This is a genomic window from Streptomyces sp. (assembly GCF_031181555.1).
Lineage (GTDB): Bacteria > Actinomycetota > Actinomycetes > Streptomycetales > Streptomycetaceae > Streptomyces > Streptomyces fimbriatus.
Window position 1 is genome coordinate 1 of the sequence record NZ_JAPSKQ010000025.1, and the last position, 12,384, is coordinate 12,384.

General features: G+C 72.2%; 10 protein-coding genes. 5 read left to right on the forward strand and 5 right to left on the reverse strand.

Going from position 1 to position 12,384, the window contains the following annotated elements:
* Both RIM90_RS07995 and RIM90_RS08000 read left to right on the forward strand, forming a co-directional pair.
* Nucleotides 1–1,545 (forward strand): pentapeptide repeat-containing protein (locus RIM90_RS07995; RefSeq protein WP_309059880.1); only part of this gene is annotated, 1,545 nt, incomplete at its 5' end.
* 643 nt (nucleotides 1,546–2,188) lie between these two features.
* On the forward strand, nucleotides 2,189–3,676 hold the full coding sequence (locus RIM90_RS08000; protein WP_309059881.1) for a penicillin-binding protein 2: 1,488 nt from the start codon (nucleotides 2,189–2,191) through the stop codon (nucleotides 3,674–3,676).
* Nucleotides 3,677–3,792: 116 nt separating this feature from the next.
* On the opposite strand, the gene RIM90_RS08005 is transcribed toward RIM90_RS08000, so the two are convergent.
* From RIM90_RS08005 to RIM90_RS08020, 4 genes are all read right to left on the reverse strand, one after another.
* Nucleotides 3,793–5,037, reverse strand: a complete 1,245-nt coding sequence (locus RIM90_RS08005; RefSeq protein ID WP_309059882.1) for a hypothetical protein — start codon at nucleotides 5,035–5,037, stop codon at nucleotides 3,793–3,795.
* A gap of 435 nt (nucleotides 5,038–5,472) precedes the next feature.
* A complete protein-coding gene (locus RIM90_RS08010) occupies nucleotides 5,473–6,024 on the reverse strand; it encodes a DinB family protein (RefSeq protein WP_309059883.1) in 552 nt (183 codons plus the stop codon).
* Nucleotides 6,025–6,054: 30 nt separating this feature from the next.
* Nucleotides 6,055–6,486, reverse strand: coding sequence for a hypothetical protein (locus RIM90_RS08015; RefSeq protein WP_309059884.1), 432 nt, complete (start codon nucleotides 6,484–6,486; stop codon nucleotides 6,055–6,057).
* A 113-nt stretch (nucleotides 6,487–6,599) separates the two neighbouring features.
* Nucleotides 6,600–7,466 carry a bifunctional DNA primase/polymerase gene (locus RIM90_RS08020; RefSeq protein ID WP_309059885.1) on the reverse strand — a complete coding sequence of 289 codons (867 nt, stop codon included), beginning with the start codon at nucleotides 7,464–7,466 and terminating at the stop codon, nucleotides 6,600–6,602.
* 359 nt (nucleotides 7,467–7,825) lie between these two features.
* Between RIM90_RS08020 and RIM90_RS08025 the strand changes: the two genes are divergently transcribed.
* From RIM90_RS08025 to RIM90_RS08035, 3 genes are all read left to right on the forward strand, one after another.
* Complete coding sequence (locus RIM90_RS08025; RefSeq protein WP_309059886.1) at nucleotides 7,826–8,158, forward strand: hypothetical protein; 333 nt, start codon at nucleotides 7,826–7,828, stop codon at nucleotides 8,156–8,158.
* Nucleotides 8,159–8,413: 255 nt separating this feature from the next.
* The gene (locus RIM90_RS08030) at nucleotides 8,414–8,974 is read left to right on the forward strand and encodes a SigE family RNA polymerase sigma factor (protein WP_309059887.1); all 561 of its coding nucleotides are present in this window, start codon (nucleotides 8,414–8,416) and stop codon (nucleotides 8,972–8,974) included.
* A gap of 123 nt (nucleotides 8,975–9,097) precedes the next feature.
* Nucleotides 9,098–10,753: a long-chain fatty acid--CoA ligase gene (locus RIM90_RS08035; RefSeq protein ID WP_309059888.1), complete on the forward strand. Its 1,656-nt coding sequence runs from the start codon at nucleotides 9,098–9,100 to the stop codon at nucleotides 10,751–10,753.
* Between the two features lie 110 nt (nucleotides 10,754–10,863).
* Here RIM90_RS08035 and RIM90_RS08040 read toward each other — a convergent pair.
* The coding region (locus RIM90_RS08040) for a response regulator (RefSeq protein WP_375165410.1) at nucleotides 10,864–12,384 on the reverse strand (1,521 nt) is incomplete at its 5' end.

Consider the following 12,384-nt stretch of genomic DNA (forward strand, 5'->3'; position numbering starts at 1 on the left):
GCCGCCTACCTGACCACGCTGTCGGCCGGCACCGACCTCGACCACCGCGGCACCCCCTTCACGTCGAACCTGCTGGACCGGTTACTTGACGCCATACGCGACCCCACCACCGGACGCCCTCACTTCGGCGCCGCTAGGTTCGGTGAGGCGACCTTCTCCGGCACCGCCAAACTCAGCGAGGCGGCCTTCTCCGGTGATGCCTGGTTCGACGGGGTGGTCTTCTCCGGTGCCGCCTGGTTCGACGGGGCGACCTTCTCCGGCCTCGCCTGGTTCAAGGGGGCGAACTTTTCTGACAGCGCCGACTTCAGCGGGGTGACCTTCTCTGGCGCTGCCTGGTTCAGCGAGGCGACCTTCTCCGGTAGTGCCGGGTTCGGCGAGGTGACCTTCTCCGACGACACCGGATTCAACGAAGCGCGGTTCGAGACGGCGTCGCACCTGGGGCCCCTGGTGTGCGGTGAGCGGATGGCGCTGGACGGTGTCGTCTTCCAGCAACCGGTGACGTTGGAGATCGCCGCCAACCGGCTGAGCTGTGTGCGCACTCGGTGGGCGTCGACTGCCACGCTGCACCTGCGCTACGCCGAGCTGGATCTGAGGGACGCGGTCGTCGAGTACCCGGTGTTGGTCGCCGCCCGCCCCGGCCCCTTTCTCCGCCCTGGATCGAGTGACCTATTGCCGGAGGCAAGGCTGTCCGACCAGGAGCCCGGCGTGCGGCTGGCGTCGGTGGGTGGGGTGGATACCGCACACCTGGCGCTGCACGATGTCGATCTGAGCGGGTGCCGGTTCGCCGGTGCCATCCACCTCGACCAGCTGAGGGTGGACGGCTGGTGCACCTTCGCCACCACCCCCACCGGCTGGGACCGGCGCTTCCCCTGGCGGTGGAGCCGGCGCAACACGCTGGCCGAAGAGCATCACTGGCGGGTGCGCACTGCCCGCCGCCCTGATCGGGCCGTCACTCCTGGCTGGACGTCCCCGCCCCGGGACGCCCCCGCGCTGAAGCCGGCGGCGGTGGCGGCACTGTACCGACAGCTGCGCAAGTCGTTGGAGGACGGCAAGAACGAGCCGGACGCCGCCGACTTCTACTACGGCGAATGCGAGATGCGCCGCCACGACACCACCCGGCCCAGGGGGGAGCGGGCGCTGCTGAGCGCCTACTGGGCGCTGTCGGGCTACGGACTGCGCGCCACCCGTGCTCTGACCTGGCTGGTGGCCGCTATGGCCGCCACGATCATGGCGATGATGCTGTGGGGCCTGCCCGTCGACGATCCCAAGCCGCAAACCACCGGCGAGCAGGTCCAGGCCGGGCAGAAGCTCGTCCTCACCACCGACACCCCCGACCCGCGCAACCCCGCCGGCTCGTGGCCCGAACGCGTCACCACCGAGCGGTTCGAGAAGGCGCTGCGCGTGGTGATCAACTCGGTGGTCTTCCGCTCCTCCGGCCAGGACCTGACCACCGTCGGCACCTACGTAGAGATGACCTCCCGCCTCGCCGAGCCCGTTCTCCTCGGCCTCGCGGTCCTGGCCGTCCGCAACCGTGTCAAACGCTGACCACCGCCCACCCCGCAGAGGAGACCGCAGACACTGCGGCCACCAGGCATGGAAGGGATCACCCCTGTCAGCCGCACGGAAGATCCCGGCGGGTCGGGCTACCGTTCCGCCGCTCATTCAGTGGCTGTCCGGACTCCAGGTGCGGGAGCCACCTGCGGATGCCTTGGCCGACTTCCGGCCGAGGCACACCGCCGCCAGCGTGGTGGGACGAAAGAGGGCAGGTCAGGACACACGCAGGACCTGATGACCCAGGGAGCGTGAAAACCGTCGTGGCAGCGATGTCACCGCGGGTTCACATCCCACCGCCTCCGCGTCGAGAGCAGCGGGAACGGCCCCTGACCCAGGTGGTCGGCCGGGGGCCGTTCGCGTGCCCGGACTTCGGGGTCGCCCGGCGGCTCCCGCCGTTCCCCGTGGTTTCCCGCCCGGTCGGGCACGGAAGGGGCGCGCTCGGACGCCCGCGGGGAGGCCGGCCGGGGGTGCCGCCGGGTCGGGCGTCCGGCAGGAGCCGCCCGAGAACCTCCGGTTGAGGCCATTAGGGTGAGGGCATGTTGCGACGAGGCATCTCCATATCCGTCCGGCCGAGCGGACGGGGCGGCCCGTCATCGGAGGTCACCGCGTCTTCGTGCATCGACGGAGGATGCCGGTGAACAAGCCGCTGAGGGCTGTGGCGATCTTCTGCGGGTTGCTGATGCTCGGCCTGTTGATACGCGCGAACTGGCTGCAGTACGTCCGGGCTCCGGAACTCGCCGCCGACGACAAGAACCGCCGGGTGCAGATCGAGCAGTTCGCCACCCCGCGCGGGGACATCATCGTCGGGGGCCGGGCCGTCACCGGCTCCAGCGAGGTACGGGGCACGGACCTCAAGTTCAAGCGCACCTACGTCAACGGACCGATGTACGCACCGGTCACGGGGTACGCGTCGCAGGCGCAGGGCATGACGCTGCTGGAGAAGACGTACGACGGCATCCTGACCGGTAAGGACGATCGACTGGCCTTCCAGCGGTTCGCCGATGTCATCAGCGGTAAGGGCCGGCGCGCCGGCTCGGTGGTCACCACCATCGTCCCGAAGGCGCAGAAGGCGGCTTACGACGGGCTGACCGATCTGAAGGGCGCGAGAGGGGCCGTGGTCGCTCTGGACCCCAGGACGGGGAAGGTGCTGGCCCTGGTGTCGGCGCCCTCCTACGACCCGTCGCAGTTCGCCGGCAGCACGTTCAAGGAGTCGGACCGGTTCGTGGCGCTCGACAAGGACAAGCGCAAGCCGCTGGCCAACCGGGCGCTCCGCGAGACCTACCCGCCCGGTTCCACCTTCAAGATCCTCACCGCGGCGGCCGCCCTGGAGCACGGAATCGTCACCGACATCGACGCCTCCACGGACGCCGTCTCCCCCTACCCGCTGCCGCAGTCGACCAACAGGATCGGCAGTGAGGCCGGCGACGCCGTCTGTGACAAGGCATCGATGAAGACCGCGATGCAGCACTCGTGCAACAACGTCTTCCTCGACGTCGCGGCCAAGCTCGGCCAGGACAAGTTGCGCGAGACGGCCGAGAAGTTCGGCTTCAACGACGACGTCTACTCCGACGACTTCGGCGACCTGCTCGCCACCAAGAGCATCTACCCCGAGGACCTGGACAAGCCGGGCACCGCGCTCACCGGCATGGGACAGGGCAGCCTCACGAGCACACCGATGCAGATGGCCATGGTCACCGCCGCACTGGCCAACGACGGAAAGCTGATGCAGCCCTACATCGTCGACGAGGTCCGTGGGCCGGATCTCGGCACCCTGGAGAAGACCCAGCCCGCGGTCATGAGCGAGGCGGTCTCCGCCGCCACCGCTCAGAAAGTCCAGCAGATGATGGAGTTCACCGCCGAGGAAGGCAGCGCCCGCCGCGCCCGGATCGACGGGATCACGGTCGGGGGCAAGACCGGCACGGCGCAGCGTGGTGTCGACGTGGCCAAGCAGGTGCCCTACGGCTGGTTCGTCTCCTACGGCAAGAAGCAGGACGGCTCGTCGGTCGCGGTGGCTGTCTTCATCGACCCGACCGACATGGAGATCTCACGCGAGGACATCTCCGGTGGCCGGCTCGGAGCGCCCATCGCGCGCAGTGTCATGGAGGCGGTCCTGCAGCCGTGACGCAAGGCGTCCCGAAGGGGTGGTCCCTCGCGAGGGGCCACCCCTTCCGTACGGGCTGTGCGGGGTTCTGTACGGGGACTGTCCCGCCCGGCCGGGATCCGTCGGCCGGCCGCTGGTCAGGAGCGCTCGCGGGCGGCCGGGTTGTTCAGGCAGAGCGCGATGTTCCGGACCGCGGCGGTGAGTTCCTCGATCACCCGGGCCGCCTGCTCCGCGTTGTGGAAGGCCGGTCCCCCCGCCAGGGCCAGGTCCAGCTCCTGCGCCGACTGGAGGGCCGCCCCGACGCCCTCGGCGGAAGGGGAGGCGGCGGGTGCGGGCGCCTCGGCCGCGGCGGCGGGCGCGGTCGCACCGGCCGCGGGAGGGGGCCCCGGTACCGCCGGGTCCGCCGCGGGTGCGCCGGAGGCCGTGGGGGCCGGCTGGCGCGCCGGCTCGGGCACGGCGGGGGCCGACGGGCCGGTCGGTGACGCGCCGGTCGGTGACGCGCCGGTCCCCGGCTCCCCCCGGCGTCCGTCGAACGGGCCGGGGAAGGCGCCGAAGTCACCGGTCACGGAGGTGCATTCCTCCTCTCCCGGCCGCGACGACGTGACCGGCCCGGACTGCCCGGACTGCCCGGACTGCCCGGGCTGCGCGGGATACGCGGCATGCGCGTCCCGAGAGGCCGGCCGGCCGTGCGCGGGCACGTCCGGCGCGTGGCGGGTCCGGGGGAGCACGAAGTGTTCGAAACCCGGGAACGCGAGGGTGGCGGGGCGCGGGGCGGAACGCGGGTTGTACTCGGTCTGCCACTGCATGCGGTAGCAGTCGACCTGGTCGGCGCAGGAGGTGCGGGCGTGGAAGACGGCCGTGTCCTCGCCCAGGTCCGGGTACCAGAGGTTCGGTCCCGGGAAGCGCACGGTCCGCACCCGCGGCCTGATCGGCTCGGCGCACCCCATGCAGCAGCCCTCCGGCACCATGAGCGGGATGCCGCCGTTCTGCTCCGGCCAGCGCGGGCCGCCCTCCCAGCGGTACTCCCCGTGGTGGCAGGGCGGCAGTTCACCGCAGGCGCGGCAGACGGCGTAGTGCTCGGGCAGGACCCGCCAGTCGTGGCTGGCGGGAGCGCACCAGTGCTTCGGTGTGGAACGGGGCAGGTTCTCGTTGCGCAGCACCAGCACCACCGGGCGCTTGTAGAACTCGGCCCGCTCGGGGGCCGGTTTGACCGCCTGGTTGTTGGCCCGCCGCAGTTCGTTGGCGTGCCACCACAGCTCCACGTGGTCGCGCCACGCCTTCTCGTAGGAGTCCGGCCACCGGTCGCTCGGGTAGCCGTTGATCTCCAGGATTCGCCACGCCTGCCGGTCCAGTACCACGATGGAGCCGGTCCGCAGTCGCATGTGCGTTCCGTTGTCCCCCTCGTCCGGCCAGTCGTGACGGCCGATACGGGTGGGTTGGTCTGGGAGCCACCTGCGAACCTGCATGTCATGCTCCTCGGCAATGAAACTTCATAGTTTCAACTGGGGCAGTGGGCAACATTCTGAACAATCAGGACGTTTGCGGCGGTGTAGACACGCGCACGCTGCTGATGGAAGGTGACCGGAAACGCGCTCCGTGGCACCGATTTCTCTCGCGAAAGCCTCTGTCATCAGGCTTTTTCACCTTTCGACCCGTCATCGGGCCCGGCCTTCCGCGGACTCCGGGGCAGCGGCTTCGTACCCAGGCGACCGGACCCGACACTCACCCGTACGTGTGGTGACATCCGCACTGCCGTCACCCCATACGTGTGCATCACCTCGCGCACCCGTCCCCCCGTGCCCTCCGGCGGCCCGGCGTTACGACGGCGCCGCCGCCCGCAGCAGCCGCAGGTGGCCGATCTCCGCGGCGTTCTTCATCAGTTCGGCGTTCACCCAGGCGAGCATGTGGGCCACGGTGTACGCCGGGTCGCCCGGCCAGGGGAACGGGGCCGTGGCGTCCAGGTCGGCGTCGGTGAGGTCGTCCAGGACCGCGAGCCATTCCGTGCGCAGCCCGCGCAGCCACCGCACGGTCGGCGCTCCCGCGCCGGGCCAGGTGACGTCGGTCCGTTCCCGGGGGCGGCGCCCCCGCGCGTGGTCGAGGGTCACGCTCCACCACCAGCCGATGTGCCAGCTCACCCAGGCGACGGTGGGCACGGGTACGGGGTCGGGCTCGGTGTCCGCCCAGTCCGGCACCCAGGTTCCCTCCGGGGACCGGCGCACCGTCCAGCAGTGGGCCGCGGGCTCCCACAGGAAGTCCTCCGGCTCCAGCCGCTCGAGGTGGTGCTCGAACAGCGACCAGGTCAGCTCGAACTGCCAGCGCAGCAGCCCGGTTCGGGTGAGGGGGACGGGGGCGGGGGCAGGGGTGCTCATGGGGTGGCCTTCTGCGGTGAGGCGGGACGGCTAGAGCTCTTCGTCCTCGGCCAGCCGTTCCCAGGGCACGTCCCGCAGCGCGGGCTCCGCGTCGCAGCCGGACGGTACGTGCGGGGTGGGCTGGAACCAGACGACGGTGAGACGGGAGCGGTACAGGGCGCGGTCGTGGGCCGGGTCGAGTGCCTCGGAGCGGAAGCTGCCGACGCACGTCACGGCGGGCAGCACCTCCACCGGGCCGAAGGCGCCCGCGTACTGGTCGGGGTACTCGCGCGGGGGCGGGACCAGGTGGACGGGAGCTCCGGCGGAGGCGCGCTCGGCGGACCGGAGCAGCCAGTCGATCCTGCGGTCGTTGAGGGGCTTGCAGGGATACCCCTCGAGCAGCCCGCCGTACGTCGACGACATCCGCAGTTCGGAGAGCTCGACCGAGCGGCCGGAGGCGAGGACGACGCGGGTGAGTGCCATGGTCGGCACTCTAGGGCGGTGGCGCATCGGGGTCTTTCGGTTTTCGGGGCGGGAGAGACGAGGTGAGGAGGGGGAGGGAAAGGGAGGGAAGGGAAGGGAAGGGGGGAGGGCGGTCAGGGTCGGTGCCCCGTCATCCGCGCCGCCGACGCGATCGTCGCGCGGGCCTCGCGTTCGGACAGGCCGGTGCTGAGGGCCGCGTCGACCAGGGAGTCCGCCAGGGCGGGGCCGATGCCGCCCTCGTAGGCACGGCAGGCCGCCCAGAACAGGCGGGTGTTGCGCTGGCCCTCGTGCGCGGCGAGGACGAACTGGACCAGTCCCCGGCCGTGTCCGCCGGCCGACGGGGGCGTCGGGTGGTGCGCGCGGGGCGGTGGGAGGAGCAGGCGCAGGAGGGCGGGCGGGCAGGGCGCCGGAGGCAGATGCGCGGTGCCCGGGACGGTGGTGTACGTGCCGTGGTCGGTACGGGAGCCGGGGCCGACGAGGTAACCGCCGGCGCCCCGGATGTCGATGCCGGGGGCGAGACGGCCCGCGGAGTTGGGGACGACGACGTCCGGCGGGCCGCTCAGCCACAGGTGACGGCCGCCGCTCGGGGTCAGGACGACCACCGTGTCGGGGATCGTGAACAGGTGCCGCAGCGCCAGTTCGCGCAGGGCGGCAGAAGGGTCCGTACCGGTCTTCGTGTCCAGGTCGACGCCGATGAGGTGGTGCGGGGGCAGTCCGCAGGCGATGCCGTAGCCGGTGGCGCGGGGCGCGGCGGCGAACAGTTCGCGGATGCGGGCGGGGTCGGTGGAGGCGTCGTGGACACCGTGGCCGAAGCGGCCGCACTCGCCGCGGCAGGGGGCGGGGTCGGGGTCGTCGCGGTGCGGGGAGCGCAGGGCCGGGAGCTTCGTCCGGGACAGGGGGATGACGGCCAGTCCGCGCTCGGCGGCTGACAGGGCGTGTGCGAGGGCCAGCGTCGTGGCCTGCCGGTCGGTGGTGGCCATGCTTCTATGTTCGTACGCATGTTCGAAAAAGGAAAGGGGGGAGCGGGCGCGGCGCGCCGGGGTGGCGAGGGGGCGGAAAAGGTGCCGGAACGCTTCACCCCTTGCGGGGCTTGGGGTGGCGCTGTCCTCGCGCGGTGACGGGGTGACTCGGGAGGCGTGAAGGGGTTTATCGACCGGTCATCACGCTTCCGTGCGAAGAGCGGCTTCCGGGGTGGTTCGCCGGGGATCCGGTGGGCAACTCTGGTCTCGCGACGTCGTGCACAGCACCGGGCGGATCGGCCAACCGCCCTGGTGACAGCCGTACTTCACGCACAAGCGGCCACGAGCCGGTGCGTCCTTTGTTCTGGAGGGAACACAACATGGCAAGCATCCGTACTGCCCGCGTCATCGCCGCCGTCTCCGCCCTTCCGCTCACGGCCGCCCTCTTCACCGGCGTCGCGGCGGCGGACAGCGGCGCCCTCGCGGGCGACGGATCGATCGCGACGGCCGTCAGCACCGAGGCCGACGCGGGTGTCCTCGGCAGCGGGGTCGGCGGCGACAACTTCGGCAACGCGGCCACCACGCAGCAGCAGGCCACCGGCCTCGGCGCCGTGAACCAGAGCAACACCGCCCAGGTCAACGGCTCGGCGTTCACGGCCCTCAACCAGGGCAACGACAACGTGGCCATCAGCTTCGCCCCGCTGTGGGGGTGAGGTGAGGGGGCCGCCGGCCCCCTGACGGTGTGTGGGTGTGCTTCGTGGGGTGCAAGGCGTCTGCGCGGCGGTGCTTCGGTGCCGCCGCGCAGGCGTTTTCGGGGATCGTCCCTCAGGGGAGAACCCGCAGTGCCCCTCCTCCTCCCCTCCACCTTCAGGAGGTGTAGCCAGCCCTACCCCTACAACCTGAGGGGGACCCGGCTTCGGGACCTGCGGCCGATCCGCCGGACATGCCCCCGCTCATAGCGTTGGGTCATGACCACACCCGTCTGCACCAGCGTTTCGAACGCCGCCGTTCCAGCGACGCAGACCCTCCCGTACCCGTCGTTCTCGTCGTACATGAGGGCCCGCCAGCCGGTGCTTCTGCGGGCCGCCCGGTCGCTGACCGGGAACCCGAGCGACGCGGAGGACCTGCTGCAGACCGCGCTCACCAAGACGTACGTCGCCTGGGAGCGCATAGAGGACCACCGCGCGCTCGACGGCTATGTGCGCCGGGCGCTGCTGAACACGCGGACGTCGCAGTGGCGCAAGCGCAAGGTGGACGAGTTCGCCTGCGACGAGCTGCCCGAGCCGGACCCGGTGCCCGGCGGTGACGACCCGGCCGAGCAGCAGGCGCTGCGCGACGCGATGTGGCGGGCGATCATGCGGCTGCCCGCGCGGCAGCGGGCGATGGTCGTCCTGCGGTACTACGAGGACCTGAGCGAGGTGCAGACGGCCGAGGTGCTCGGGGTGTCGGTGGGCACGGTGAAGTCGGCCGTGTCACGGGCGCTGGGCAAGCTGCGCGAGGATCCTGAGCTGGGGTTTGTTCGATCCTGAGGGAAATTGTCCTGCCCTGCGGCAAGGTCGATCAGCGCTCCCCTAGTGACATACCGCGCGGTATGTGCGCAGAATCAGCGCAACCCTTACCGCCGCGTAGGCAATGTCGCCCAGGAGGACGCCGTGCTGAGCACCATGCAGGACGTACCGCTGCTGATCTCGAGGATCCTGACGCACGGGTCGACGATCCACGGGACATCACTGGTGACCACCTGGACCGGCGAGGGCGGACCGCACCGCCGCACCTACGCGGAGATCGGTGCCCGCGCGGCCCAGCTGGCCCACGCCCTGCGCGAGGACCTCGGGGTCGCCGGCGACGACCGGGTCGCCACCCTCATGTGGAACAACGCCGAGCACGTGGAGGCGTACTTCGCGATCCCCTCCATGGGCGCCGTCCTGCACACCCTGAACCTCCGCCTGCCGGCCGAGCAGCTCGTGTGGATCGTCAACCACGCCGCCGACCGTGTGGTCCTGGTCAACGGTTCGCTGATCCCGCTGCTCGCTCCGCTGCTGCCGCACCTGAAGACCGTCGAGCACGTGGTCGTCTCCGGCCCCGGCGACCGCTCCGCGCTGGCGGACGCCGCCGCGCAGGTGCACGAGTACGAGGACCTGATCGCCGGGAAGCCGACCGCCTACGACTGGCCGGAGCTGGACGAACGCGCCGCCGCCGCCATGTGCTACACCTCCGGCACCACCGGTGACCCCAAGGGCGTGGTCTACAGCCACCGTTCGATCTACCTGCACTCCATGCAGGTCAACATGGCCCAGTCGATGGGCCTGACCGACCAGGACACCTCGCTGGTGGTGGTCCCGCAGTTCCACGTCAACGCCTGGGGCCTGCCGCACGCCACCTTCATGACCGGCGTCAACATGCTGATGCCCGACCGCTTCCTGCAGCCCGCGCCGCTCGCCGAGATGATCGAGGGCGAGAAGCCGACCCACGCCGCCGCCGTCCCCACCATCTGGCAGGGACTGCTCGCCGAGCTGACCGCCAAGCCACGGGACGTCTCCTCCCTCACCCAGGTCACCATCGGCGGCTCGGCCTGTCCGTCCTCCCTGATGGAGGCGTTCGACAAGCTGGGCATGCGGGTCTGCCACGCCTGGGGCATGACGGAGACCTCCCCGCTCGGCACCATCGCCCGCCCGCCGGCCCATGTCGCCGGCACAGAGGAGGAGTTCGCCTACCGCCTGACCCAGGGCCGCTTCCCGGCCGGCGTCGAGGCCCGCCTCACCGGACCCGGCGGCGAGCGACTCCCCTGGGACGGCGAGTCGGCGGGCGAGCTGGAGGTGCGCGGCCCGTGGATCGCGGGCGCCTACTACAACGGCCCCGACGCCGAACCCCTGCGTCCCGCCGACAAGTTCAGCGAGGACGGCTGGCTCAAGACCGGCGACGTCGGCACCATCAGCCGCGACGGCTTCCTCACCCTGACCGACCGGGCCAAGGACGTCATCAAGTCCGGCGGCGAGTGGATCTCCTCCGTCGAGCTGGAGAACGCGCTGATGGCCCACCCGGACGTCGCCGAGGCCGCCGTCGTCGCCGTCCCGGACGACAAGTGGGGCGAGCGCCCGCTGGCCACGGTCGTCCTGAAGGAGGGCGCCACCGCCGACTTCACCACCCTGCGCACCTTCCTCCAGGAGGAGGGCAGGATCGCCAAGTGGCAGCTCCCGGAGCGCTGGACGGTGATCGAGTCGGTGCCGAAGACGAGCGTGGGCAAGTTCGACAAGAAGGTGCTGCGCCGGCAGTACGCCGAGGGCGCGCTGGACGTCACCCGGCTCTGACGCCGACCCGGACCCTGTGTGCCGGGGGGTGAGCGGAACTCCCGCTCACCCCCCGGCGCACAGCTGTGCCTCTCGCCCGGTGGCCCGCCGGCGGACGCGGGCGGGCGGCGTCAGTTGGTGCCGATCCGTGCGAGCAGGTCGACGATCCGGGCCTGCACCTCGGCACTGGTGGACCGCTCCGCGAGGAACAGCACCGTCTCGCCGGACGCCAGCCGCGGCAGGTCGGCCTGTTCGACGGCGGCGGTGTAGACGACGAGCGGGGTGCGGTTGAGCTGCCCGTTCGCCCGCAGCCAGTCGATGATCCCGGCGAGCCCGGCCTGGCGCCGGTGCACCTGCATCAGGTCCATCACCACCAGGTTCGGCCGGAACTGCCCCGCCAGCGCCACCGCGTCGGCGTCGCTCGCGGCCCGCGCCACCTGCATGCCGCGCCGCTCCAGCGTCGCGGTCAGCGCCAGCGCGATCTCCGCGTGCTCCTCGACCAGCAGCACCCGCGGCGGATGCTGCTCGCTGTCCCGCGGCGCGAGCGCCTTCAGCAGGACGGCGGGATCGGCGCCGTACGCGGCGTCGCGCGAGGCCTGGCCGAGCCCGGCCGTGACGAGCACCGGCACCTCGGCCGCCACCGCCGCCTGCCGCAGCGACTGCAGGGCCGTGCGGGTGATCGGCCCGGTCAGCGGGTCCACGAACAGCGCGGCGGGGAACGCCGCGATCTGCGCGTCGACCTCCTCGCGCGAGTGCACGATCACCGGCCGGTAGCCGCGGTCGCTCAGCGCCTGCTGCGTGGAGACGTCCGGCGCGGGCCACACGAGCAGTCGGCGCGGGTTGTCCAGCGGTTCCGGCGGCAGCTCGTCGTCCATCGGCTGCGGGCGCGGCGTGTCCGCCACCTCGACGGCCCCGCCCGGACCGTCCAGCGGCTCGGGCCCCTCGGCGGCGTCCGCGTCCGGCGCGCCTATGGCGTAGGACCGTCCGGTGCCCTCGGTGGCCGGCGCGAGCCGGGACTGACCGGCGAGCGAGTGCTGGGGCTGCGGCTGTGCCGGAACCTGCGCCGGCGCGGGGGCCGGTGCAGGTGCAGGTGCCTGCGCCGGGGCGGGCTCGGCCGGCGGGTGCGGGCGCGCGCTCTGCTCGGTGCCCGGGGCCGGGTCGGGACGCGTACCGAGCTTGCGGCGGCGGCCCGAGCCGCCCGGCTGCTGCGGGGGCGGCGTGGCCGACGGCAGCGGCTGCTGGACCTGAGCGGCCTGCCGGTTGAACGGCACGCCCTGCCCCAGCGTCCGCACGCTGATCGCCCGCCCCTGCGTGGAGTTCGGATCCACCGGCGCGGCGGCCTCGGCGGGCAACGGCTGAGCGGCCCGCGGCGCCGGTGCCGGCGCACCCTCGGGAGGCAGCGGCGTGCCGGCGGAGGGGGTCGGCTGCGGCGGGGCCGGGGGTACGGGCGTACCGGCACCGGAGGTGCCCCCGGCGGCGGGCCACTGCTGCGGGGCCGGGGTGCCCTCCGGCGGAGTTCCCTGACCCGGGGGCGCCTCGGCGGGGAGCGGCTGGGCGGCGGCCGGCTGCTCGGAAGTGACGGGGACGGCCTGAGGCGGTGCCGGTGCCGGCACCTGGGCGGGCGGCTGGGCCGCCTGCACCTGCGGCGCCTG

Bases quoted from the DNA above. Each gene is read 5' to 3' on its own strand.
- RIM90_RS08020 (WP_309059885.1), bottom strand. From the start codon at position 7,466: ATGGCCACCACCGACCGGCAGGCCACGACGCTGGCCCTCGCACACGCC.
- RIM90_RS08005 (WP_309059882.1), bottom strand. From the start codon at position 5,037: ATGCGACTGCGGACCGGCTCCATCGTGGTACTGGACCGGCAGGCGTGG.
- RIM90_RS08030 (WP_309059887.1), top strand. From the start codon at position 8,414: ATGACCACACCCGTCTGCACCAGCGTTTCGAACGCCGCCGTTCCAGCG.
- RIM90_RS08015 (WP_309059884.1), bottom strand. From the start codon at position 6,486: ATGGCACTCACCCGCGTCGTCCTCGCCTCCGGCCGCTCGGTCGAGCTC.
- RIM90_RS08025 (WP_309059886.1), top strand. From the start codon at position 7,826: ATGGCAAGCATCCGTACTGCCCGCGTCATCGCCGCCGTCTCCGCCCTT.
- RIM90_RS08010 (WP_309059883.1), bottom strand. From the start codon at position 6,024: ATGAGCACCCCTGCCCCCGCCCCCGTCCCCCTCACCCGAACCGGGCTG.